Source organism: Sphingobacterium sp. LZ7M1, from assembly GCF_024296865.1.
GTDB lineage: Bacteria > Bacteroidota > Bacteroidia > Sphingobacteriales > Sphingobacteriaceae > Sphingobacterium.
Genome location: NZ_CP101134.1, coordinates 3,693,905 through 3,719,988, shown reverse-complemented (window position 1 = coordinate 3,719,988; position 26,084 = coordinate 3,693,905). Strand labels below are relative to the sequence as shown.

Genomic DNA, 26,084 nt, shown 5'->3' with positions numbered 1-26,084 from the left:
CTCTTTTTTCTTTTTTGTTAAACTCTATCATTTAATTTAAACATAAAATATTTTAGTTTACTTTAAATTTTAATTATTATGAGTTTATTATGCCGATCCCTCCGTTTCCTTTTGGCCTTCCTAATCCCAACATTGCTTTGTTTCTCCTGTAAAAGGAAAGATCATGAAGCCCCACAGCCTGATAACGGCCTACATCAAGTTTCTTTCAATTTTTCAAATTTCCAGTCTGAGATCCAATCCTACCATTCCGCTCCCTCAACCAAATCTGTTCAAAATGATGCCACATTAAACCTTCATCCTGATCAATTTGAAGTACTGGGTTACTTCGATATGAATAAAAAATCTTTAGAACCTACCTATGATTATGATCAGGTATTTAAAATAGAAGTTATATCAGGTCTAGAAAATAGCGTTCAATTTGTAAATGATCCTTCAAAGCCTGCTTATAAAGATAATTTTGTCTATACTGTGAAAGGATTATCGAGGTTTTCTTTCAAAATAGATCTGACGAAAATTCATGAACTCGATAGACTTGAATTTGATTTGTTATCAACAGATGAAAAGCAAAAATACTTCTACGTAGATTTTTATGATCCAAAGAATTTTGCAATTAGAAAGTTAGATACAATATTTCAAATTGTTCCTAATTCCAATGCCTCTAAACCATTGCAGACCTATAACATTCCGATTCCAAAAGAATTAAAAGGAAATGATAAAACCATTGTTAATATCTGGATGAAAGACCCAAAAATCAACAGTCCCTATGTTGAGGAGCCAAATAACCATACACATTATATAGATAATATTAAATTTTATGGTAGGGCAAAAGATCGCAGTAAACCCAATTTGTCAGACTTGCCCTATTTTATCTTTAAAAAGAAAACAGGTGAACTTGTGAAAAATGGAAGTTTCGACCTTTCCCAGAATAATAAGGAGCAATTAGTGGAACTTCCTTATGGAAGCTATTATAACCTCATCTTGTTCCATGATTCGCCAAAGAAATTACTGATGCCTACGGATATCAAAAATAAGGACCAGATTTTTATTGGCCATACCTTCGAAGATAAATTTGGCCGTTCATTCGCCGCAATCGATTCCTTCGACTTAAAGGAAAATGTAGAGAAACTGGTCAAGCTTAAGCGCCTTTACAGTTTGGTAACCTTGAACTTTACTGATATTCGAGACCTAAAGGAAATTAAAAAGGTCACCGTCAGGCCAATTACTGCTCCTTATTTTTGGAAACCTTTTAATCTAAAAGTAGATACCAAAATTCTAGAGGAACCTACAAAACCATTGGAATTTGAGCAAGATTTTAACCTTAATAAAGAAATTTCATTTAGTCATTTTTTAGGACTATCTGATAAGGAGCTTCCCGTTCAATATGAAATTGAGGTCTGGGACAAAAGTAAAGTCATCCGAAAATTTAGGCTGAAATCGAATATCAAAAACAATGTGAAGTTGATTTTCAAAGGGCCCTTGTACCCATCAGGTTTCTCTACAGGCTTTTTTGAGGTGATAATTGATGAAACTTGGGATGCGAACAAAGTGGTTGTTTTTAAGTAAAATTTCGAAATCATCGTACTGATTAAAAAATTAAACTTAACGAGACCTTTTTAATTTGTTAATAATAGTGTGTTATTATTGTTATATGGCTTATTTGCTAGCGCTAACTATTATTCAGGTACTAATCATAATCCTCTATCTAAAGGTAAAAACTATTAGGGATGAAAGAGGGGAGATTATCCGAATCCTAATGTTTTCTTCCATTGTTGTTCTATTAGTTAAATATTTGGTATCCATGATTGATCCTCATATTGACTTGCTATTTACCGCAACAAGTAGCCTATGTTTGGTTTCCCTATCTTCGTTATATCTCCGTAATATCGTCTTGGAAATTAGGACCTCGGGATACCTCATGCTATTGGCCTTTTTCCCTTTTTTACTTTTTTATGTCTTCTTCTTCCTCTACAATATCTTTTCAGATCAGATAAAAGAAGGGATGATCTACGATTACCTGGATTTTTTTAATCAACGGTCAAGGACAATTTTGTTCGCCGTTACGCTAGTGTATGATATCTATATACTTTGGCCCTTTAGGAAAAACTTGGCTAAGCTCTCGTGTTCCATTGATGGACAATTAGCTTGTTCTCTCATACTGTCAAAGTTGCTTGTGCTTACAGTCATTGTTTTCAATGGGATTATTTTTGAAAACGGTTTGTTCCTCAAGTTCCCTGATGGTCTCTATACTTTTTTGGTTCTCTTTTCTATCCTTTATTATCGGTATTTTAAAACGGTGCAATTATTTTTCGCCTATATGTTTCGGTTTTATGGATTGCAAAAAAATCCAAGGTTGGAAGACTCATTTAAGAAGGACGTAGATCTGATCTTTTATGTGACAGCCATTGACCAATTAATGGACCAGGAAAAGCTCTTTAAGAATCCTGAATTTAAGCTAGGCGACATCGCTAAATTTTTGCCATTGTCTGATCGTGAATTAAAGGAAATCACTAAAGTTTATTTGCGGGGTAATTTTGAGTATTATCTCAATTCTAAACGCATTTCCTATTTCATGGATAAATTAGGGCATGCAGATCATGATTCGGCGGTGATCAATAAATTACTGTTTGAATCGGGTTTTAAAAGCGATTATGAATTTCATAGGGTATTCCATCGGGTAAACGGCTGTTCAGTTTGGAAGTATCTGGAAAGAAAAAACTATACTATTGATCAAACAAGGGTGACCTCCTCTTGAATGGTTTGAACTAACCACCTCTCTATATAAAAAAAACCTGCTTCATTCCCGAAGCAGGTTTAATTTTATTATTTCTTTTGATGCTTAGATCAATTTTTTCAAAAGGTTGCTCATGCTCACAAGGTTGCCAATGATGTTTTCTAGTTCATCAATGTTCACACGCTCTTGTTGCATGCTGTCGCGATGACGGATTGTAACCATATTGTCTTCCAAGGTCTGGTGATCTACCGTAATACAGAAAGGTGTACCGATGGCATCCTGACGGCGATAACGTTTTCCAATGGAATCTTTCTCGTCGTATTGGATGTTATAGTCCAATTTCAACTTAGACATAATCTCTCTCGCCTTTTCTGGCAAGCCATCTTTCTTGGTCAAAGGAAGGATAGCTGCTTTAACTGGAGCGATCGCTGGGTGGAATTTCAATACCACACGTGAATCTTGTTTGTCTTCAGTTGAAAGGTCTTCCTGAACCAGGCTATTGGCCAATACTGTCAGGAATAAGCGGTCCAAACCGATTGAAGTCTCAATTACGAATGGAATATAACTTTGGTTGATTTCAGGGTCGAAATATTGCATCTTCTTACCTGAAAACTCTTGATGTTGTTTTAAGTCGAAATCAGATCTGGAGTGGATACCTTCAACCTCTTTAAATCCAAAAGGAAATTGGTATTCAATATCTACTGCTGCTTTAGCATAATGCGCTAATTTCACGTGGTCATGGTAGCGATATTTTGTTTCATCAGCTCCCAATGCCAAATGCCATTTTAAACGGTTTTCTTTCCACTTAGCATACCATTCTGAATCTGTTCCAGGGCGTACAAAGAATTGCATTTCCATCTGTTCAAATTCACGCATGCGCATGATGAATTGACGGGCAATTACCTCATTACGGAATGCTTTACCAATTTGGGCAATACCAAAAGGGATTTTCATCCTACCTGTTTTTTGAACATTCAGGAAGTTCACAAAAATACCTTGTGCTGTTTCAGGGCGAAGATAAACTTGTTCCGCACCATCAGCCATAGCACCCATCTGCGTGGCAAACATTAAATTGAACTGACGTACATCCGTCCAATTTTTTGTTCCTGAGATAGGGCAAACAATATTGTGCTCTTCAATGATGGTTTTCAAACGAACCAAGTCGTCCGCATTCAACGCATCATCTAAATCTTTCTGAAGTTGGGCGGCTTTTTCATTCTTTCCGTCCTTTTCATAACGGTCGATCTTATCTTCGATCAATTGATCCGCACGGTAACGCTTTTTCGAGTCCTTATTGTCAATCATCGGGTCATTGAACCCATCCACGTGTCCGGATGCTTTCCAGGTTGTAGGATGCATGAAAATTGCAGCATCAATGCCCACAATGTTCTCATTCAATTGAACCATGGATTTCCACCAATAAGTCTTTAGGTTGTTCTTTAGTTCAGAACCCAATTGACCATAATCATATACGGCACTTAGACCGTCATAGATCTCACTCGAAGGAAAAACAAATCCATATTCCTTCGCATGCGAAATGATATTCTTGAAAAAATCGTCTGTTTGCTTGCTCATAAGGGGCAAATATAATGTATTCGTTTGATTTATTGTGCCAATAAATCTCTTATTTGTTGACTCGCATTTTTATTGTCAACTTTTTTGATAATTTGCTGAATAATACCTTTCTCGTCAATGATAAAAGTGGTTCTTGCGGTTCCCATGTATTTCTTGCCGTACATGTTCTTCTCTACCCAAACGCCATAATCTTCAACGATCTTTTTGTCCTCATCGGAGACCAGATTAAATGGAAGTTCGAATTTAGAAATGAACTTCTGATGCGATTGCTCGCTATCGATACTTACGCCAATTACCTCGAAACCATCTTTCAATAAACTCTGGTAGTTATCCCTGAAATTACAGGCCTCCGTGGTACAACCTGGTGTATTATCTTTGGGATAGAAATATAAGATTACCTTTTTTCCCTTGAAATCCGATAGCTTAATCTCCTCCCCATTCTGGTTCTTTGATGTAAACTGTGGAGCTTTGTCTCCAACTTTCAACTCTGCCATAATTGTCCTTTCTATCTAGTAAATGTAGCTTCGTAGACCTTCTCGTTATCCTTCCAGTCCTTCACTACGAATTTGAATTTATGTTGTCCCTTGCTCAATGCGGGGTCAAATCGATGCCAAACATGCCTGTTCTTGGAATCATACTCCATCAGTAACCATTTGTCATCAATATATGCATTGAAAGATTGAATCCCCGAGTAATTATCGGCAATCGTGAAGTCAATTTTTGATTGTCCACTGACGTTCTTGCCATTACTGAAATTGCGTGGAACAATGGTCGGTGCAATCGTATCTACCGTCACATAAAATGAACCAAATATCTTGGTGTTCACTGTTACCCAGCCATTTTCAAATTTCCCACCTACTGAACCTCCTTCTACAGATGCCAATAAGGCTTTGCTCTCCAGGTGTTTTGGAAGGCTGGTTGGTTTCACACTTAACTTGTAAGTGGAAAATAGGGGCGTTAGGTTGTTCTGCACATGATGTACTGCCGAATAACTGTTGGGCCTTGGAGCACTCGTGGAATACACAAAATCCAGATCAGTATAAAGGGCTCCTTTTGGAATGTCCAATTTCACTTGGTCTGCTTCAAACTTGTTGTCTTTGCTGTAGGCAAACAGTTCTCCTTTTGCAGGGTTTCGCTTTGCGGTATAGCTTGCATTGTTCTTGACTTTAAAATCCAGTTCGCTACAATTGCCATGAACGTCCTTGACTACATATTTCACATCATGGACCGCATCATCCTTCAATTCAATCGTACCATCCTTGTCTAAGAACTTGAAGATCTGTATAGGATTGCCTGGGTCTTTAAAACTCTTCTGAACCTTAGCCTTTGTTTTCTTAAAATGCGGAAAGTCTATGTAAGAATGGATGGCACTGGAAGTATTGAAATCGAGTTCCTCGAACAGCACGGTGGAGATCGCTTTACCATCAAGGAACAGTTCGATGGAATACACACCGTTTTGGAAACCTCCAGCGCGATGCCTGTCAATCGTATTTATTCCAAGGCCAAATTTACCGTTTACTGAAATCGGTGCTCCAGAAGCCAGCGCATAGCGTCCCGACCCTAGCGCCTTTAATTGTTGATACCTCCGGCCAGTATTTTCGTTAAACAGTGGATCCAGAAGGTCATAGACCATAATGCCGTTAATGGTTGGGGCAAACCTATCGGTAAAATGCAGGCCAAAGAGCTGCGGGTTCAAAGGATGCTGGGACTTAGTATCCCTGATTTCGAAATGGAGATGCGGTCCTGCTGAACCACCCGTATTCCCTGCATTTCCAATAAATTGCCCTTTGCTCAACTTCACCTGACTGGGTTTTAATTCCATATCCACATCAAACCGTTGCTGCTTGTACTGCTCCGCACGGATGATTTTGGTCAGGACATCATTAAAGCTGTCCATGTGCAAATAAACCGAGGTATAACCATTGGGATGATCTATGTAAACCGAGTTTCCACCACCACCGATCTGTACCCTTACACGGGAAACATAACCTTCGGCTGCGGCATGTAATGGAAGTCCGATTCTTTGCTGGGTCCGGTAATCGTCACCCGCATGGAAGTGGGTCGAACGGAGTTCCCCAAAAGTACCAGAAGCATCTGGCGCTATATTCAATGGATTCCGGAAATAGCCCTGTGGATAATTCCGTGATTTGATAATATCTTTATTTTGAGCGGATAGAGTTCCCGCCAGACTGAGTGCTACGAATAAGGATAGCGTTATTTTCTTCATCTTATTTTATTTGGCATGTAAACATGCTTTTCTCCTCCAAAAATCCTTCCAATTTATCCCCAATTTGTACCGGTCCTACCCCTGCTGGGGTGCCCGTGTAGATCAAATCTCCTTTTCTTAAGGTAATGTATTGGGAAACAAATGTGATCAAGCTGTCGAAATCAAAAATCATGTCCTTGCTATTGCCTTCCTGAACCATTTCTCCGTTTTTCCGAAGTGAAAAATTCAGGTTCTGTAGGTCATTGAACTGCTCTTTTGCAATCAATTCCCCGACTACGGCGGAGTGGTCAAAAGCTTTTGCCAACTCCCAAGGTAATCCCTTAGCCTTCAGTTCTGATTGAAGATCCCTTGCCGTAAAATCAATGCCCAAGCCAATCGCATCATAATATTTATGGGCGAACTTTTTGGAAACATGCTTGCCCTCATTACATACCCGTAGCACCAGTTCCACTTCATAGTGCACATCCTTGCTGAATTCTGGGTAGTAGAAGTCCTTATTGTCTTTCAAAACTGCAGTATCAGGTTTTAGAAAGATAACTGGCATTTCTGGGACAGGATTGTTTAATTCTTTGGCGTGGTCTATATAATTTCTGCCTACTGCAATTATTTTCATAAAGTATTTTGTTTTTATACCTTCCGCATATCTTTATAGCGGGCTAAGCAAACTTAATAAAAGCCACTAGCTATCGCAAATCAAGCCTTCATTAACAACAATGAATTTACAGTTCTAAGGATGGCATGAATGCAAATTTAAAATTCTATTAAGCCAAGGTTTTCTTATGAACTTTTGACCTTATTCGAGACACATTCGGAACTTTCGCAATATGTCTCGAATATGGGTAAACTAATACTTAGTTCCCATCATTAGAAAAGCATAGAACCTTATCCATGAAACCTTGTTAAATAAAGATGAAGACCTATGTTAAGACTTCGTTATTTAACATGGGCTTAATATTAATATGGTTAAATTTGCAGCATGAATAATATAAATGCAGTACTTTTTGATTTAGATGGGACGTTGATTGATTCTGAATATTTCTATTTCAGCAACTGGGCTCCAATTTTGGAGAATGATTATGGTTTGAAGATTGATTTTGATGAATGGATTTCCAATTTTGCTGGGCACACCTTGAGCCATAACGTAAAGATGTTGAATGAGGAATATAAGCTGCATGTTGATGAAGAAGATATGTGGTTTGCGACGCGTTCTCGGTATGCGAAGGCTAATATGAAGAATATACGTCTGATGCCCCATGCCAAGGAATTATTAGATGCTGTAAAGGATGCTGGAAAGACCATAGGATTGGTGACTTCCAGTTATCAGACGACCGTAGATACGGTGCTTGGAGAACATAATTTGCTGAAGTACTTTGAATTCTTTGTGACAAGGGAACAAGTGGAGAATCCAAAACCCAGCCCTGAACCTTATTTATTGGCAGTCAATAAATTATCGATCCCAAAAGAGGAGATTGTGGTGGTAGAAGATACCAGTACGGGCTGTACAGCGGCTAAAACTGCCGGTCTTTACTGTATCGCTGTGACCAAACAGGAGGTTGAAAAATCTCGTTTGACACATGCTGACGAATTATTAAACGATTTAGCAGAAGTAAAAAAATCGTTGCTTTCCCTAAATTAAAGAACTAACTATCCAATAATTCGTATTTTAGGTTTCTAGATTATGAATCTTATGGATAGACGGACCGCATTAAAACAAATGTTTATCGTGGCAGGTGGTATCATGATTGCTACTTCCTGCGACTTTAGTTCTAAAGCTCCTACCATTCAGTTAAACAAAGTGAAGCTCAATCTTGATGATGAGAAAATGTTGGCTGAATTGGTTGAAGCCATTATTCCCAAAACCGATAGCCCTGGTGCCAAAGAGCTAAACCTACATCTTTTCGTGATGAAAATGCTGGACGATTGCACGAGTCCAGAAGATCAGCATAAATTTACCGATGGCTTGAAAGCAGCCTCAAAACTGAAGGGTAAGACCTTGGAAGAGCAACAGGCTTATCTCAAGGCGCTTCCTGAAGATGATGTATTCTTCAAGATCTTGAAAAGAAGGACGGTCCAAGGATATAAGAACTCGGAATACGTGATGAAAAATAAATTAGTTTACGAATTGGTTCCGGGTAGATATAACGGAGCCGCAAAAATAGATGCATAGACCATGGCAAACTTAAATATTGATTCAGAAAAAGATCGTAGTTACGATGCCATCGTCATCGGTTCTGGGATTTCCGGTGGCTGGTCTGCCAAGGAACTTTGTGAGAAAGGTCTCAAGACCTTGGTCCTGGAGCGTGGTCGGGATGTACAGCATGTGAAGGATTATCCGACGACCAACCTATATCCATGGGAGTTTGAGCATAGAGGGGAAATGCCTTATGCCGTACAGCAGGAAAACCCAATTGTAAATCGTTGTTATGCCTTCCATGAGGATGCAGCCCATTTTTTCGTGAAAGACAAGGAACATCCTTATGTTCAGGAAAAGCCTTTCGACTGGATCCGTGGCTATCAGGTAGGGGGAAAATCCCTGTTATGGGCCAGACAGACCCAGCGATGGTCTGATTTTGATTTTGAAGGTCCAGCAAGGGATGGCTTTGCCGTAGATTGGCCTATCCGTTATAAAGATATTAAACCTTGGTATGACCACGTGGAACGTTTTGCGGGGATTGCCGGTGATAAGGACGGTCTGCCGGAACTACCGGATGGTGAGTTTCTGCCAGGGTACCCCTTGAATGTGGTTGAAAAATATTTCAAACAACAGGTAGAGAGCAAATATCCGGGAAGAAAAGTGATTTCAGCGCGATGTGCCCATTTATCTAAGCCTAATCAGATCCACTTGGATCAGGGTAGGGTTCAATGTCAGAACCGTACCTTATGCCAACGTGGCTGTCCTTTTGGAGGATACTTCAGTTCGAATGCGTCCACTCTGCCTTGGGCAGCGAAAACAGGAAACCTGACCATGAGACCGAACTCGGTCGTGCACTCTATCTTATACGATGAAAGTAAAGGGAAAGCGGTAGGGGTAAAGGTAATCGATAAAGAGACAAAGGAAGAGATAGATTTCTATGCTAAGGTGATCTTCGTGAATGCAGCGGCGCTAAATTCTACCTTGATCCTGTTGAACTCTAAATCCAATAGATTCCAGAATGGCCTGGGCAATGATTCGGGTACCTTAGGGAAATATGTGGCTTTCCATAATTACAGTGCACGGATTGGGGCGGAATACGAAGGGATGCTGGAATTTAAGACCGATGGCAGAAATCCTGCTGGAGGAGGTTATATTCCGCGTTTCAGAAATTTACATAAACAGGAGACCGATTTCTTGAGAGGCTACGCGGCTGGATTTGGAGCTTACCGTTCTTCCTGGTCGGACGAGTCGGGATTGGGGGCTGACCTGAAAGGGTCGATCTTAACTCCAAAATATGGAAATTGGGGAGTGGGTTCGCATATGATGGGTGAAACCATTCCAAAGGAAAGCAATTATGTAGCCCTGGATGATAAGCAGAAAGATGAATGGGGAATGCCATTGCTCAAGATATCCGTGGATTATGATGATAACGATGCGAAGATGAAGAAGGATTATCTGGATACCATGGAAGAAATGTTTACAGCCGCTGGGTTCAAGAATATCCATAGAAATGAAAGTTCACAAGCTCCGGGTTTGGATATCCATGAAATGGGAGGAGCCCGCATGGGTAAAGATCCCAAAACCTCGGTTTTGAACAGTTGGCATCAGGTGCATGCCTGTCCAAATGTTTTCGTTACGGATGGGGCGAGTATGACATCCACCTCTACGCAAAACCCTTCATTGACCTATATGGCTTTCTCTGCTCGGGCAGTGGACCATGCCGTCAATGAGCTGAAAAAAGGCAATATTTAAGACAATTCCGACATTTCTTGGGGATACCATCCTATTGATCCCCAAGAAATGTAAATCACGCTGATGCTATCTGACATCAATCAACCTATGGAAACCTGGTTTCCCAACATAAACTTTAAGAAGAAAAGAACGCGATCATGAAAAAGACATTCATCCTAACCGTAATTTGTTTTATGCAGCTTGTGCAAGTACTTGCACAGCCCAACCCTGCAGTACCATCTTTTGCTGAGCAAGCAGCGATAAGCTTGGACTCCATCTATAAGCATTATGGTATTAAAGGGGAATATTTACTTCGCGAGAATTTTCCATATGATGATAGCTACAAAGCCAGTTATCTGGCCGGACCCGATGAAGGCAAAAAGGGAAATGCCTATTCCTACCTTTGGCCATTTTCAGGCTCACTTTCTGCTCAAGTGGCCCGTTATGAGCTTCATAAAGACCCAAAGATCCTTAAAGAGATCAAAACCAAGGTCCTGCCGGGATTGGAACATTATTATGATAAAAGAGAACCATATGGCTATGCCTCTTATGTGAAAAATGCCCCATTATCAGATCGATTCTATGATGATAACGTTTGGTTGGGAATAGACTTTGCCGATCTATACCTGAACACGAAGGACAAGAAATTCCTAGCTAAATCGGAGGAGATCTGGCGTTTTGTGGAAAGTGGAATGGATGATAAACTAGGGGGAGGGATCTATTGGTGCGAACAGAAAAAAGAATCCAAGAATACCTGTTCTAATGCTCCGGCTGTGGTCTATCTGTTAAAGCTGTATGAGGCGACCAACAAAAGAGCATATCTAGAGAAAGCGGAGAAATTGTACCAATGGACCAAGGAGCATTTGGAGGATCCTGTGGATCATCTCTATTTTGACAACATTTCCTTGACGGGTAAAGTAAACAAAACAAAATTTCCCTATAATTCCGGACAAATGTTACAATCGGCTGCCTTATTTTATAAAATTACAAAGGACCAAAAATACCTGAAAGAAGCGCAGGAAATTGCTGCTTCTGCGCATGAATATTTCTTCCAAGATAAAGCATTGAATTCTGGCAAAAAAATCAAGCTTTTCAAGAACTCCGATTCCTGGTTTATCGCCGTGATGTTGAGGGGTTTTGTAGAGTTGTACCATGCCGATAAAAATCCACTGTATATCAACAGTTTCAAGGATAATTTACGTTATGCCTGGACGGATCTAAGGGATGAACACGGCTTGTTCAACAAGGACTGGACGGGTGAAAAAAAGAGCGCCAAAAAATGGTTGCTGGACCAACTGGCCATGGTGGAAATGTACGCTCGAATTGCCTCCATTTAGGCACTAAAATTCCTGCACTTTTTTAGCAGAATATAACACAAGTGTTACCAAACTTTGTGCTGTTAATTTTAGGTTTTTAACATAAATTTTCTAATTTACCCGAATATCAATAAAACAAAGGATAATATTTAACTAATTATCACGTTACTTTTATTGGGTCATTCAGAATCAAACTTGTGTCCCAATTAAACTAAATCGTTTTAGGATTAAGTATCAGTTTTATAGACCTTTAAAAATTATTTATTCATTAACGTTAATTAACATGCCAAACATTTACAGTTCAAAAATGTATCGGAAAGGCTTTGTCAGAGGGAGCATATTGTGCTTTGCGCTGATGGCTTGCAGTTATGGTTATGCTGCATCGGTACCGTATTCTGAAGCGACAAGGATGGAGAAGGTTGAATTTCAACAGACAGTGACGGGGACGGTGAAGAATGCAAGCACGGGGGAAGCACTTTCAGGAGTGACCGTCCGCGTGAAGGGAAAAGAAGCAGCGGCCCAAACCGATGATGCCGGTAATTTTAGCATCGCAGCAGAAAACGGAGATGTTCTCCAGGTAAGTTACATTGGATTTAAATCCCAAGAATTTCCAGTAACCTCTGCAACAGCCAATGTAAACCTGAGCCCAGACGAAGAATCATTGGATGAGGTAGTCGTAGTTGGTTACGGTACTCAGAAACGTAAGGAGATTACTTCCGCAGTGGCTTCCGTAAAGGAAAAGGACTTTAACAGAGGGGGAATGAGAAACCCGATGGAATTGGTCCAAGGTAAAGTAGCTGGTCTGAACGTAACTCGGACGCAAGGAAGTAACCCGAACTCAGGAACCAATATTCAGTTACGTGGTATGGCTTCCCTAAAAGGATCCAATAGCCCATTGGTGGTTATCGATGGTATCCCTGGTGGTAACCTGGACCTGATCAAACAAGGGGACATCGAGTCCATCGACGTATTGAAGGATGGTTCTGCAGCGGCAATCTATGGTACCCGTGGTAACGGTGGTGTAATTTTGGTTACAACTAAAAAAGGTAAGGCTGGAACACCTCAGTTTGAATACTTGACGTATGGACAGACTGAAATCGTAAACCGCAGACCAACCATGTTGGATGCTGCTCAGTTTAGGGATAAAGTAGTTGTAGGATTGGATAGACCAAAATATGATTTAGGTGCTACAACTGATCTATATGATGAATTGATCAATAAGGATAACTTTTCGCATTTCCATAACTTCATTGCCAGCGGCGGTGGGGAAAACTCAACATACCGTGCTTCTTTCAACTATGAACAGGCAAAAGGTGTGGCTAAGGAAAATGGTAAAGAGCAATTTGGTGGACGTATCAACTTCAGCCAAACAGGATTGAAGGATCGTTTGACCTTATCAGCTAATATTGCTGCCAACTTTAATAAAGCCAATCTATTGGGTGGACAAACAGGGGATTTTGAACAAGCCATTCAACGTAACCCGACTGCGCCATTGGTGAATGCCGATGGAACTTTCTACCAAACCCAGGAATACAATAACTATAACCCGATGAGCCGATTGGCCTATAGGTTAAATGAGCGTAACCAACAGACATTTTCTGGTGATGCCCGTTTGAAGTTCAAGATCTTGGACGAATTGAGCGTTTCGGCATTCGGTTCTTATGTAAGAGACAACTGGAACGGTCGTGAATTCCGTTCTAAATTAGATTGGGACCAAAGGGAAGACTCCAACTACCAAGGAATGGGATATGCGTATAAACGCAATGAACTGAACTGGACAAAAACCTTTGAAAGTACCATTGACTATAACAAAACCTTCAACGAGAAACATACCGTTACTGGATTATTAGGTTATAGTTATCAATACTCAACTTTGGAGTGGTTTGACATGAACAATAATGGTTTTACCACCGACGGATTCCTAGATTGGGACTTTAACTCCGGTACTGCCATTACCAATGATAAATTACCTAGACCAGGGTTGAATTCATTTAAAGAAGACAACACCCTGATCGCATTCTTTGGACGTGTAAACTATAATTATGCAGACAAGTACTTTGTTACTGCGATCTTACGTCGTGAAGGATCTTCAAGATTTGGTGCCAACAACAAATGGGGTAATTTCCCAGCAGTTTCAGCAGGTTGGAATATTTCAAACGAAGACTTCTTTACCAACAAAGAAGTGGTTAATGACTTGAAGCTACGTGCTGGTTATGGTGTTACGGGTAACCAAGGTATCCCTAACTACCTATCGTTAGTTACCTTAGGTACTGGTGGTGTATATCCGCAGAACGGGATCTATTACCAAACTTACGGTATTTCCACAAACCCGAATCCGGACTTGAAATGGGAGCAAAAAGCAGAAACCAATATCGGGGTTGACTTTGGTATGTTCAATAACCGTTTGACGGGTGCTATTGATGTTTATCACAGAAAGACTACTGACTTATTGTATGAATACAATGCGCAGTTGCCTGCTTACGTACAGCCATCGATTTGGTACAACGTAGGTGAAGTGGTGAACAAAGGTATCGAGATCCAATTGACCGGTACGCCGATCGCCAATGATAACTTTACATGGCAAGTTGATTTTGCCGGTAACTACCAAAAGAACAAGTTGACCAAACTATCCAGTGATATCTTTAAGAGTAACTGGTTAGAGTTCGGAGGTTTGCCTTCGCCAGGAAACTTGGGTAATGCTATCCGTCTGGAAGAAGGTGGCGAGGTCGGATCATTCTACGGTAAGAGATTCGCTGGATTTGACGATGCTGGAAAATGGTTATTCTACAAAGCTGATGGTTCTACGGCACATGCTGGCGAAATCAACAACGATGACCTGACCTATATCGGGAATGGTATTCCAAAATTCCAGGCTTCCCTTGGTAACCGATTCAGTTATAAAGGATTTGACCTGACCGTATTCTTGAGAGGTAAATTCAAATATGATATCTTGAACACTGCAGATATGTATTTTGGAAACCAAAAATGGTTACCGAACAACGTATTGGAGTCTGCATTTGGCAAACATGCTGCCTTGAAGGATGACCCGCAGTACTCAGACTACTATTTGGAAAACGGTTCATTTGTTAAGATCGACAATATTACCCTTGGATATACTTTCAACCTTAAGAATGACTATTTGAGGAATTTATATGTGTATATGACCGCAAGGAATCTTGCAACCATTACTTCTTATTCTGGAATAGATCCGGAATTGCAAGATACTGGATTTGATGGAGGTATCGATTCTAGAGGATTCTACCCTAGAACACAATCATGGTCATTGGGATTAAATATTGGTTTTTAAAGAAGTAAATTATGAGATTATTAAATAAACGTACGATACGATTTGCAGCCGTTGCGGTAATGGCGACAGCTGGACTTTCCGCTTGTACCAATTTAGATGAGAATCTATATAGCAAATTAGAACAGGAAAGTTTCTATAAGAATAAATTGGAGGTAGAGCAGGCCGTATTAAGACCATTCACGCACATGCAGGCATGGTTGGCCCCTACAGGAGGTTCCGGATTTTACTATCATTCGGAATTAGCAGCAGATCAAGTGGCTTGGCCGCAAAAAGGTCGCCATGGTTATGATGGGGGAGACCACTTCCGTATGCACTACCATACCTGGACAGTGAACGAAAATAGGCTGAAGAATGCGTGGGATTTGATGTGGACCGGTGTAGGTTTTATCAATAATGCCATTGGGGATATCGAGAAGTTGGATTTTGCAAGCATCAACATGACCCAAGAAGAGATCAATACCGCTGTTGCACAACTAAAGGTGTTGAGAGCTTACCACTATATGCGCATCATGGATATGTGGGGAAATGTGCCGATTGCAGTTGAAGTAGCTGACAAGCCATTGAACCCGGAGACCAAGACCAGAAAAGAGGTTTTTGATTTTATAAAGACCGAATTGGAGGCCGAGGTTCCGAAGTTGCCAGATCTGACTGCTGAATCTGTTGGTAAGGTAAACCGAGCAGCAGGTTATGCCATGCTTTCGGAGCTATATCTGAATGCACAGAAATGGTCGGGCACTGCCATGTGGGATCAAGCGATCGCTGCATCGGATAAGGTCATCTCAGGTGCTGGCGGCGGAATCGGAGGTACACCGAAGCTTTCTGCTGACATCAATGCTGCCTTCAGCAATACGAACTCAGCAAATCCAGAGGCGCTATTCCAATTCCAGTTCAGCCGTAAAGGTGGATGGGCTTTTGATTGGGGCGGATTCTATTTCGGATATGATTATATGAAAGAGGCCTTGAACGTAGGTTACGGAGGATGGAATGCATTCGTGGTTATTCCTACTGCATTTGACGCTTACAACGCCAAAGACTTAAGAAAGAAAGATTGGTTCTTGTTCGGTCCTCAATATAAATACGGTACCCAAACTCCAGTGGTAGGGACAGAAGAGTATTCTGGACAACCTTTAGTATTCGTTAATTCCATTCGTCGTGAGAGTGAAGGAGATAAAACTTCACAAGGATCGATGGCGGAAGGAGAAGAAAACTCAGGAGCAAGGTTTAACAAGTATAAATCAGGTCGTTTATCGGATGATAACTACCAAGAGAATGATTACTTGATCTACCGTCTGAGCGAGGTTTACTTTAACAAGGCAGAAGCTATCATGCGCAAGAATGGTGGAACGGCCAACCAAGAAGCTGTAAACTTGATCAATGAGTCTAAGAAGCGCTCATTTGCAGCAGCAGACTGGGCTGCCAACCAGTATTCTACAGCTACCTTGACTTTAGACGAGCTTTTAGCTGAACGTGGCCGTGAGTTTATCTTCGAAGGTAAACGCAGAACCGACCTTATCCGTTTCGGAAAATACACAAGCGGAGCATGGTGGGATCATAAAGCAACCAACGATGTCAACAAGGAATTGTTCCCAATTCCACAACAACATATGGCCATCAACCCTAACCTGAAACAAAACCCAGGTTACTAAGAGACCATTGTTTAGACATAAGACATAAGACATAAGACACAAGACACAAGACAGGGGACGCGAGATAAGCTAGAAAGTTCTAATGTCTTATGTCTATAAAAAAAACTTCTAGACACAAGACATAAAACATGGGAGGCAGGATAAGCCACGAGATAAGCTAGAAAGTTCTAATGTCTTATGTCTGTTGTCTTATGTCTATAAAAAAACTCCCCTCAATTTTACTTGAGGGGAGTTTTTTTTATAACAAAGAATATTAAATCTCTACTGTAGCATCTAATAGGAAATCTTCATTTTTTAGGTGGACGATTTCCGTTGCTTTTTCGTAGTTAGTAGATTTTTTGGAGAAGAAATCGTGTTGGGTGGTTTCTGTGTTCAGACCGTTCAATACGATTGGGTTTACTTGTTTTACCTCGAAGATAGGTTCGAAACCTAAGTTCATCAGTGCTTTGTTTCCGTTGTAACGTACGTATTCCTTTACCTCAGCAGTCAATCCTACTACGGTGTACAATTCTTCTGTGTATTTGATTTCGTTCTCGTACAGCTCGTTTAAGAGGTCTAGGAAGCGTTGTTTAACTTCAGCTTTGTTCTGCAGTCTTGCAAATACCTCTTGACCGATAAGGCCAACGAATACACCGTGGATAGATTCATCAGCGATGATCTTTTTGATGATATCAGCAGAGGCTACCATCTGTCCCTGACCACATAACCATAAAGGCAAGAAGAAACCAGAGTAGAAAAGGAAAGATTCCAATAAAACCGAAGCACCTAGAGCCATGAACAGTTCTTCGTCAGATACATTTTCTTTATCGATGGCACGGTAGTACTTGTCGATCGTTGAAGCTTTGTACTGTAAGAATTTGTTTTGGGAAACCCATCCGAAAACGTCATTGATTTCATTGGTTGTGGAAACCGTTGTAAAGATGGTTGAATATGATTTGGCGTGGATCGCTTCCATCATACACATATAAGAAAGAACAGCTTTGTTCTGCAATGAGTCAATGTGGTCAATGATCTTTGGCATACCGGTATGGCTTTGTAGGGTATCCAATAATGTAAGACCGCCTAGGGCTTTCTTATAACATTCTTTCATATCCCAGCTTAGGCCTTTCCAGCTGTCTATATCCTTGGAAGGGATGTATTCTGTATCGATCCAGAATTGTCTGATATTCTGTTCCCAGAACATCAAGGCGTAATCGTTGTCCGGTGTATTCCAGTTTACCGCTGTAAATTGTTTGCTCATTGCTTTTCTTATATCTTTTAGTTGAAGAAGCTGAACTGGATAATTTTCAATTTCCAGTTCAGCTTCTCCGTGATTTATGTCTTGGGTTCTAACGAGAATGTCTTATGCTGAACAAGAGATACATTCCTCGATGGTAGATTTACGCGTACGGGTGTAGTACAATGATTTCAGTCCTAACTTATGGGCGTAAATGTAGTATTTCGCTAGATCACGAGTGGAGTCTTTTGAATTGGTGTGAAGGATGGTGGATACCCCTTGGTCAATATGACGTTGGATAACCGAGATCAACTTCAACACTTTCATCTGGTCCATATCGTAAGCTGATTTGAAATAGAAGTAGTTGTCATTGGTCAAGTAAGGCATTGGGTAATAAGTCGTACTATCACCGTACTCTCTTACTTCGATGATGTCCACGATCGGCATGACAGAAGCAGTTGCATTCATGATGTATGAAGTAGACTGGTTAGGAGCGATCGCTAAGCGGTACGCATGGTAAACACCATGTTCAGCCACTTGAGCTTTTAGGTTCGCCCAATCTTCCAATGTTGGGATGTGGATGCCTTCGAACAATTCTTTTACTTTTTCCGTTTTCGGCGTGTATTCATGCGAAAGGTATTTATCGAAATAAGTACCATCAGCGTAAGCTGATTTTTCGAATCCTACGAAAGTCTGTTGGCGTTCTTTTGCAATCTCCATGGAAGCCTCGATAGAATAGTAGTTCATGGCCATGAAGAAGATGTTGGCGAAATCCAATGCTTCGGTAGATTCGTACATGATAAAGCTTTTCGCTAGGTAGCCATGTAGGTTCATTGCTCCTAAACCAACAGAGTGAAGCTCGCGGTTTGCTTTAGCGATGGAAGGAACCATTTCGATATTGGTGACATCAGAAACCACGGTTAAGGCACGCATAGCGGTTTTAACAGTTTCTTTGATGCGTTTGTTGTCCATGACCGTTGCAATGTTCAAGGAGCCTAGGTTACAGGAAATACCGTAACGGATAGTGTCTTCTTTACCGTAAATGTTGATATCAGATACTTCTGATACTTGCATGATCTCGGTACACAGGTTAGAGAATTTTACTTTACCGATTCCATTCAATGCGTGTGCACGGTTAGTGTTCTCTTTGAAGAAGATGTATGGGTATCCCGACTCTTTTTGTGTCTGAGCGATTTTCACCAATAGGTGACGGGCATTGATTTTTTTCTTTTTAACGTTAGGGTTGGTTATCAACTCATCGTACATCGCATCCATGTCAATTTCATCAAGGTACTGACCGTACTCTTGCATTACTGTGTGCGGGTAGATCAGGTAGCAAGGCTCATCCTTTTCTGCTAATTCCATGAATTTATCAGGAACGATAATACCGATGGAAAGAGACTTGATACGAACTTTCTCGTCTACGTTGATTTTTTTACAATCCAAGAATTCTTCGATATCCGAGTGGAAGATGTTTAAGTATACAGCACCTGCACCTGGGCGTTGACCAAGTTGGTTAGCATAGGAGAAGGTATCTTCCATGATTTTCATGATCGGTAATACTCCACCAGCACGTCCTTCCACACCTTTGATGGCTTCGCCACGGGCACGGATCTTGGAGATGTTGAAAGAAACTCCACCACCGATAGATGATAGTTTCATTGCCGAATCGACAGCATAGCCGATACCATTCAGGTTATCGCCGATTTCGTCCAAGAAACATGACACCAGTTCGCCGGAGCGTTTTTTACCAGCGTTCAAGAAAGTCGGGGTAGCGGGCTGATATTCTTGACTGATCATGATTTCGGCATACTCGATAGCTTTCTGTACGCCTTCTTCTCTAGCCAAGAATAGGGCTACAGCAACGACGCGGTCTTCATAGCGTTCCAAGAACTTCTCGCCAGAGTCATCGCGCAGGGCGTAACTTTGGAAGAACTTGAATGCAGCCATAAAGGATTGGAAACGGAATTTTTTGGCGAATACATAGTTGTACACCTCTTCCATTTGCTCAAACGTAAACCATTGGTAGAAATCGATGTAATAATCGTTTTCGACCAAATAGTCGATTTTTTCCTTCAATGTATAGAAGAACACGGTGTTCTTGTTCACATATTCCAGGAAATAGGCGCGTACAGCCTCCTTGTCTTTATGCAAGCTGAACTCGTCATCATGTTTGATCATGATTTCGTTGTTAAGCAATATCCAGTTTTTCGCTACCTCGTTTGCTATCATAGTACTGATTTTTTATGATGTCAATAAATTGATTAATATCTTCCATTGTGCCTGAAAGTTCGAATTTCATCGCCGTAGGGATGTCGAATATTTCAGAGATTTTGTCTGCAGCCACGGCAAAGTTTCTTCCCCAGTTGCGGTTACCACTTGAAGTAACGGAACTGATGAGATGACTTTTTTCTTTCATGAATGCATCGGTTTTGTCTGGCACTTTACCAAAGTTGGTGGTATAAGTGATCAGATGTCCAGCTTCCTTACCTTCCAAGTCATCTTGGATGCGGATGGCTGTCCAGCCGGTAATCTGAACCACTTTATTGATAAAGCGTTCCACATTACCTGTTCGAGAATCATAGTATAAATAAATCATAATTCCTCCGGTTTATGATTATTACAATGCGATTTGATCGAGTTCATTTGGATTGAATCCAATGATTCGGTTTTTGATTTCATCGTTCTCCAGTACGATCACAGTCGGTACGGTACGAACTTTAAACTTAACGGCTAATTCAGGTTCGTCGAAAGGATTAATGGTTTCATAGGCAATACCTTTACTGTCTAGGTATGCCGATACTTGTGCGCATGGTGCACAGTCATTTTTTTCGAATTTAATGATTCTTGCCATGATATATTAAGTTTAAAAGAATTTTAGCTGAATAAGCCTTGGTCCTTTGATAAATAAAAAAAACGTTGTGACTTAAGAAGGTCATTTTCTTAAGTAGAACAAATATCTCTTATTTTTCCTCGGAGCGGTAACGATACTTTTCCACATTGATTTCCAAAATCAGGTTAAAACATGCTTGGTAACATTCACTTATTGTTAAAGGCTTGTTTTACAGCTTTATAACTATGTTGATAACTTATGGGGGATAATTTTAGGGCGGAAATCGTTCCTCTTTTTATTGTCAAATTACCTTGCAATTTTTGTTAATATTAACCAAAATCGTTATATATTTTTAAAAGTAAATTATAAAATAATATATTGTTAGATTTGTGTAAATCTAATGTGCTACTTTATTAACAATTGTTAGGAAGTACGACCCGAACCAAGGGTGACTATTAATGAATTTATTAAATGTTTATGAAACCATAATTATGAAATGTAAATTTTTAGTACCATTTCTCTTGTTGTTTTCGAGTGTGTCTGCTCAAGAGAATGTAACCTTTCAAAAACCATCCACAGAAATCCTTCAGTTAGCAGATTTCAAGCGTCCGCCGAGCATCCAGATGAGCAGCGACAAGAATTGGGTACTGTCTATGTACCGCCCAACCTACAAAACGCTTTCTGAACTGGGCGTGGAGGAAACGAAGCTTGCAGGTCTACGGATCAATGCAAAGGCGCACATCTCGAGTACCGAGACCTATTTTGACGCCCTTAGCCTAAGTCCAGCTGGATCCAAAGAGGTGATCGAAATCCAATTGCCAGAGATGGCAAAGGTATCGAACGTGAGCTTTTCGCCAGATTCGAAGAAGTTGGCCTTTACCAACAGCCAGGAAAATGGAGTGGCTCTCTTTGTTTTTGACATCGAAAAGAGAGAACTGAAAAAACTAACGGAGTATAACCTCAATGCTGTCATGCACGACCCTTATATGTGGTACAAGACTTCAGATCGCTTGCTGTTAAGTTTGATTGATGGATCCGCAACCGATAAGGTTAGGAATCCAGATGAGTTGCCAACGGGGCCGGTGGTATCGAGTTCGACAGGACAGGTTTCGCAATTGCGTACCTATCAGGATCTATTGAAAAACCCGCAAGATGAGCAACAATTCGAGAACCTGGTGAAGTCCAAATTGGTTTGGTTAGGTTTGGATGGAAAGGAAGAGCCTTTTAAAAATGCTGACCTGCACATGAATTCATCAGTATCTCCTGATGGTCAATATGTTTTGGTCACTACCCTGAAAAAGCCTTTCTCCTATGTTGTTTCTTATGGAAGCTTTCCAATGGAAACGAATGTGTATGACCTAAAAGGGAACTTGGTAAAGAAGGTGAACGAGACGCCATTGATGGAAATCATGCCGAAAGGATTCTCTTCCACACGACCTGGCAAACGTTCTTTGTCATGGAGAACGGATAAACCTGCGACACTTGCCTTTGTACAGGCATTGGACGGGGGAGATGCCAATAAGCCAGCAGAATTTAGAGATGAGCTCTTTGTTTGGGATGCGCCTTTCAATGCTGAACCAAAATCCCTGATCAAGATCAAAGACCGCTATGCAGGAACTCTATGGGGCAACGATGACTATGCCTTGGTATATAGCCAATGGTATGATACCAGAAATGGAAAAACCTACTTACTGAATCCAAGTACCGGTAAAAATCAGGTGATCTATGACCTGAATGTTCAGGATATCTATTCAAATCCAGGGACACCATATCGTGATAAGAATGATTTCGGTGCCTATAGCATGTATATCAAAAACGGCAAGTCTTATTGGATAGGTAATGGTTATACCAAAGAAGGGGAATATCCATTTATCGATGAATATGACTTCAAGACGCAGAAGAAGAAACGTATCTACACGGCGAAGGAGTCGAAGATGCAGGAGCGTATCTATTCGGTAATCGATATGGCCAAAGGAGATATTTTGGTTTCTCTGCAATCACCTACTGATTTCCCTAATTACTATTCCAAAAATATCAAGACCGGCAAGGAAAAGGCCGTAACTGAGATAGCCAATCCATTCCAGTCCTTGGCGAATGTCCACAAGGAAGTGTTGAACTACAAACGTAAGGATGGAGTCGACCTTTCAGGTACTTTGTACCTGCCAGCAGGCTATGACAAGAAAGAGAAGTTGCCTTTATTGATCTGGGCTTACCCTCGTGAATATAAGGATAAGAGTACTGCAGGCCAGAGCACCAATAATCCTAAGGAATTCACTTTTCCTAGTTATGGATCCTTTATTTATTGGGTAGCTAAAGGATATGCAGTATTGGATAATGCGGCTTTCCCGATCGTGGGTGAAGGTACGCAAGAACCTAATGATAATTTCATCGAGCAATTGGTTGGCAATGCCGAAGCAGCAATCGATGCGGTGGACAAGTTGGGCTATGTGGACAGAAATAAGGTAGCTGTTGGAGGTCACTCGTATGGTGCCTTCATGACTGCACACTTGTTGAGCAATTCTAAGCTGTTTGCAGCAGGTATTGCGCGTTCCGGTGCATACAACCGTACCTTGACTCCTTTTGGTTTCCAGAGCGAGCAAAGGAACCTTTGGGATGATCCAAACCTATATATCACCATGTCGCCTTTCTTTAGCGCGGACAAGATGAAGACGCCGATGTTGTTGGTTCATGGTGCTGCAGATAATAATCCTGGTACTTTTACTTTGCAGACTGAGCGTTATTTCCAAGCATTGAAAAACTTGGGTGCTCCAGTAAGAATGGTATTGTTGCCAAGAGAGTCTCATGGCTATGCGGCGAAGGAAAACATCTTCCATCTTCTTTGGGAACAAGACCAGTTCTTGGAGAAGTATGTGAAGAATAAACAGTAGACAGTAGATTATAGACAATAGACATAAGACAATAGACTTGGTAGGGCTGATCAGATTATTTGCGTTTATTATGACCAAGGGTTTATAAACAAAGGGGAGTTCCCGTTGGTTTGTCGCCTGAAGGACTCTGATGTCTTTTGTCTAGTCTCTAAATAAAATAAAGGAGTCCTTTTGTAAAAGGACTCCTTTATTTTATTTATCCGCTTTAACCGAAATTGGCAGGCCGTAGTCGCCCCATTTCACTTTGATGGTTCCATCTTTGTCAGCGGTGATTTTGAGGCGTTCCAGGTTTTCACCGTTTTCCTCATTGTCGACTTGCACGCGTAAGGCATCATCCTTTTCGTTGTAATCGGTACCCCATTGTTTCCATGTTTTATTAAAGATCACGGTTGATTGGGATTCACCTGGAATGGAATAGAGGCTGTATTTTCCAGCAGGAAGTTTTTGGCCGTTTACCAATACGTTTTTGTCGAATTCTACGGTAGTAGCTTCATTGGCTCCTGTTCTCCAAACCTCCCCAACTTTTGCAAGGTCTACACCTAACTTACGTCCTTTTAATGAAGGGCTGCTGTACTTGATCGAGATGGTTACTCCATCATCTGTAGTGACCATGGCACTGTCCGCTGGACTAGCCTTTGGCTTTTTTTCTTGAGCTTGAGCCATGGAAAAACCGCACAGCAGGGTCAAGATTAATAAGATTGTTGATGCTTTCATCGTAAGTATGATTTTGGTTATTGACTAAATAATAAACTGAAATTAGCGATAATTGTTGTATAATTTAGTTGTAAATCAATAAGTTATTTAAAATTTAAGATAACATTAGGATTTATTTACACTTCTTAACATTAAATATCTCTAATATTGATTTATAATCTATCCTAGAATTTAGGTTTGTTAGTTAGATAAAGTTATGATAGATTAAAATTTTCTAGAACATCTATTTGTATTGGCAAGCGGGTAAAATTAAGCTAATGCAGATAGGTGTTCTTCTTTTTGGGATTGGCATTTGTTGACGGTCAATAAATTAGGATTTCCAGTCCTTATCTACGCTTAAACTTTTTTAGTTGTTTTGTAACAAAAGAGTCAAAAAATTGATAATATCTGTAAAACAAAAAAGCAACGACCATAAGAAATAATGGCCGTTGCATCTACTTTATTTTGGAGGGTTAGTTGCGTTTTTATACCAGATACTCAAATAATGTCTGGTCTTTGTTCAATTCGATAAAGTCAAATTTATAAGACTTTAATCGTTCTATAAATGTAATATAATCATTTGGATCATTTAATTCAATACCAATTAAGGCAGGACCTCTTTCTCGTTCTGTTTTTTTGATGTATTCAAAACGAGTGATATCATCTTTAGGACCAAGTACTTCGGTAACCAATAATTTCAATGCACCAGGTCTTTGCGGGAAGCGAACGATAAAGTAATGTTTAAATCCTTCATACAATAAGGAAAGCTCTTTGATCTCGCTCATTCGGTCGATATCGTTGTTTCCTCCAGAAATGATACAGACTACCTTTTTGCCTTTGATTTCATCTTTGTGGAAATCCAATGCAGCAACGGAAAGTGCCCCTGCAGGTTCTACTACAATGGCATCCTTATTATATAATTCTAGAATGGTTGTGCAGATCTTGCCTTCAGGAATCGATTTCACACCGTCCAACAGTTTTGAACTGATGTCGAAGGTCAGAGCCCCAACTTTCTTAACTGCAGCACCATCAACGAATTTATTGATTTGCTCCAGTTCAATCGGGCTACCATTCTGGATTGCCGCCTGCATGGATGGAGCCCCTTCTGGCTCTACGCCATAACATTTTACTCCAGGAGCAAATTTGCGGATATGATAGCTTACTCCTGAAGATAGGCCACCACCACCAATAGGAATAAAAATCGCGTCTACATCAGGTAAATCTTCAAGGATTTCAACAGCAACTGTTCCTTGACCTTCAATGACTTTCAGGTCATCAAACGGAGGGATAAAGGTCATGTTATGTTCCTTGGTATATTCTAAAGCGGCTTTTTGGCAGTCATCGAACGTGTCGCCAATCAGAACGATTTCGATATTGCCATTCCCCCACATCTCAGTTTGGGTAATTTTTTGTCTTGGGGTAGGGCCGGGCATAAAGATTACGCCTTTGATATCTAATTTTTTGCAGGATAAGGCCACGCCTTGGGCATGGTTTCCAGCACTGGCACAGACAACACCACGTTCTCTTTCCTCTTGGGAAAGACTACAGATTTTGTTGAAAGCACCACGTAATTTATAAGATCTCACTACTTGGAGATCTTCCCTTTTAAGATAGACCTCAGCTCCGTATTTTTCAGAAAGATGATGGTTGTACTGCAATGGCGTACGGGTAACCACATCCTTGATCTGTTCTTTAGCAGCAACCGAGTCTATGGTCAGTGTTGATAGGTCCAAACTCATTCTAATCTGTTCGTTTGTTTAGGTGGATGTAAAGGCTGGTCACCCAGC

19 protein-coding genes are annotated in these 26,084 nt (G+C 40.6%); 9 read left to right on the top strand and 10 right to left on the bottom strand.

Features of this window, described 5'->3' with window-relative positions; genetic code table 11:
• The first annotated feature begins 78 nt into the window (after nucleotides 1–78).
• Nucleotides 79–1,563, top strand: a complete 1,485-nt coding sequence (locus NMK93_RS15920) for a hypothetical protein (protein WP_254529558.1) — start codon at nucleotides 79–81, stop codon at nucleotides 1,561–1,563.
• Nucleotides 1,564–2,350: 787 nt separating this feature from the next.
• Entirely contained in the window at nucleotides 2,351–2,752 is a 402-nt protein-coding gene (locus tag NMK93_RS15915; RefSeq protein ID WP_254529556.1) for a hypothetical protein, read from the top strand.
• Between the two features lie 84 nt (nucleotides 2,753–2,836).
• Here the strand turns inward: NMK93_RS15915 and NMK93_RS15910 are convergent, their stop codons facing one another.
• From NMK93_RS15910 to NMK93_RS15895, 4 genes are read right to left on the bottom strand one after another with little or no spacing between them, the layout of a single operon-like run.
• The gene (locus NMK93_RS15910) at nucleotides 2,837–4,306 is read right to left on the bottom strand and encodes a glycine--tRNA ligase (RefSeq protein ID WP_185213377.1); all 1,470 of its coding nucleotides are present in this window, start codon (nucleotides 4,304–4,306) and stop codon (nucleotides 2,837–2,839) included.
• A 29-nt stretch (nucleotides 4,307–4,335) separates the two neighbouring features.
• Complete coding sequence (gene bcp / locus NMK93_RS15905) at nucleotides 4,336–4,800, bottom strand: thioredoxin-dependent thiol peroxidase (protein WP_254529554.1); 465 nt, start codon at nucleotides 4,798–4,800, stop codon at nucleotides 4,336–4,338.
• A gap of 11 nt (nucleotides 4,801–4,811) precedes the next feature.
• Nucleotides 4,812–6,533 (bottom strand): M23 family metallopeptidase, encoded by a 1,722-nt coding sequence (locus NMK93_RS15900; protein WP_254529552.1) that lies wholly within the window; start codon nucleotides 6,531–6,533, stop codon nucleotides 4,812–4,814.
• Nucleotide 6,534: 1 nt separating this feature from the next.
• The gene (locus tag NMK93_RS15895; RefSeq protein WP_254529550.1) at nucleotides 6,535–7,146 is read right to left on the bottom strand and encodes a fumarylacetoacetate hydrolase family protein; all 612 of its coding nucleotides are present in this window, start codon (nucleotides 7,144–7,146) and stop codon (nucleotides 6,535–6,537) included.
• 363 nt (nucleotides 7,147–7,509) lie between these two features.
• Here NMK93_RS15895 and NMK93_RS15890 point away from each other — a divergent pair, with 363 nt between their 5' ends.
• From NMK93_RS15890 to NMK93_RS15865, 6 genes are all read left to right on the top strand, one after another.
• The gene (locus tag NMK93_RS15890) at nucleotides 7,510–8,169 is read left to right on the top strand and encodes an HAD family phosphatase (protein ID WP_254529548.1); all 660 of its coding nucleotides are present in this window, start codon (nucleotides 7,510–7,512) and stop codon (nucleotides 8,167–8,169) included.
• A gap of 51 nt (nucleotides 8,170–8,220) precedes the next feature.
• Nucleotides 8,221–8,700 (top strand): gluconate 2-dehydrogenase subunit 3 family protein, encoded by a 480-nt coding sequence (locus tag NMK93_RS15885; protein ID WP_254529546.1) that lies wholly within the window; start codon nucleotides 8,221–8,223, stop codon nucleotides 8,698–8,700.
• Between the two features lie 3 nt (nucleotides 8,701–8,703).
• Nucleotides 8,704–10,419 carry a GMC oxidoreductase gene (locus NMK93_RS15880; protein ID WP_185213383.1) on the top strand — a complete coding sequence of 572 codons (1,716 nt, stop codon included), beginning with the start codon at nucleotides 8,704–8,706 and terminating at the stop codon, nucleotides 10,417–10,419.
• 137 nt (nucleotides 10,420–10,556) lie between these two features.
• Complete coding sequence (locus tag NMK93_RS15875) at nucleotides 10,557–11,735, top strand: glycoside hydrolase family 76 protein (protein ID WP_254529544.1); 1,179 nt, start codon at nucleotides 10,557–10,559, stop codon at nucleotides 11,733–11,735.
• 262 nt (nucleotides 11,736–11,997) lie between these two features.
• Nucleotides 11,998–15,021: a TonB-dependent receptor gene (locus tag NMK93_RS15870; protein WP_254529542.1), complete on the top strand. Its 3,024-nt coding sequence runs from the start codon at nucleotides 11,998–12,000 to the stop codon at nucleotides 15,019–15,021.
• Between the two features lie 11 nt (nucleotides 15,022–15,032).
• Complete coding sequence (locus tag NMK93_RS15865; protein WP_185213386.1) at nucleotides 15,033–16,667, top strand: RagB/SusD family nutrient uptake outer membrane protein; 1,635 nt, start codon at nucleotides 15,033–15,035, stop codon at nucleotides 16,665–16,667.
• Nucleotides 16,668–16,920: 253 nt separating this feature from the next.
• On the opposite strand, the gene nrdF is transcribed toward NMK93_RS15865, so the two are convergent.
• The 4 genes from nrdF to NMK93_RS15845 all read right to left on the bottom strand — a co-directional run bounded on the left by nrdF (nucleotide 16,921) and on the right by NMK93_RS15845 (nucleotide 20,737).
• Nucleotides 16,921–17,907 (bottom strand): class 1b ribonucleoside-diphosphate reductase subunit beta, encoded by a 987-nt coding sequence (gene nrdF / locus NMK93_RS15860; RefSeq protein WP_185213387.1) that lies wholly within the window; start codon nucleotides 17,905–17,907, stop codon nucleotides 16,921–16,923.
• A gap of 102 nt (nucleotides 17,908–18,009) precedes the next feature.
• Nucleotides 18,010–20,115 (bottom strand): class 1b ribonucleoside-diphosphate reductase subunit alpha, encoded by a 2,106-nt coding sequence (gene nrdE / locus NMK93_RS15855; protein WP_185213388.1) that lies wholly within the window; start codon nucleotides 20,113–20,115, stop codon nucleotides 18,010–18,012.
• Nucleotides 20,075–20,482 carry a class Ib ribonucleoside-diphosphate reductase assembly flavoprotein NrdI gene (gene nrdI / locus NMK93_RS15850; protein WP_185213389.1) on the bottom strand — a complete coding sequence of 136 codons (408 nt, stop codon included), beginning with the start codon at nucleotides 20,480–20,482 and terminating at the stop codon, nucleotides 20,075–20,077. The genes nrdE and nrdI overlap by 41 nt, the downstream gene beginning before the upstream one ends.
• 21 nt (nucleotides 20,483–20,503) lie before the next feature.
• A complete protein-coding gene (locus NMK93_RS15845) occupies nucleotides 20,504–20,737 on the bottom strand; it encodes a glutaredoxin domain-containing protein (protein ID WP_254529540.1) in 234 nt (77 codons plus the stop codon).
• Nucleotides 20,738–21,207: 470 nt separating this feature from the next.
• Here NMK93_RS15845 and NMK93_RS15840 point away from each other — a divergent pair, with 470 nt between their 5' ends.
• Complete coding sequence (locus tag NMK93_RS15840) at nucleotides 21,208–23,604, top strand: S9 family peptidase (protein ID WP_254529538.1); 2,397 nt, start codon at nucleotides 21,208–21,210, stop codon at nucleotides 23,602–23,604.
• Between the two features lie 192 nt (nucleotides 23,605–23,796).
• Here NMK93_RS15840 and NMK93_RS15835 read toward each other — a convergent pair whose 3' ends face one another.
• Both NMK93_RS15835 and ilvA read right to left on the bottom strand, forming a co-directional pair.
• Nucleotides 23,797–24,318 carry a DUF2911 domain-containing protein gene (locus tag NMK93_RS15835; RefSeq protein WP_185213391.1) on the bottom strand — a complete coding sequence of 174 codons (522 nt, stop codon included), beginning with the start codon at nucleotides 24,316–24,318 and terminating at the stop codon, nucleotides 23,797–23,799.
• A gap of 464 nt (nucleotides 24,319–24,782) precedes the next feature.
• On the bottom strand, nucleotides 24,783–26,036 hold the full coding sequence (gene ilvA, locus NMK93_RS15830) for a threonine ammonia-lyase IlvA (RefSeq protein ID WP_254529537.1): 1,254 nt from the start codon (nucleotides 26,034–26,036) through the stop codon (nucleotides 24,783–24,785).
• Between the last annotated feature and the right edge of the window lie 48 nt (nucleotides 26,037–26,084).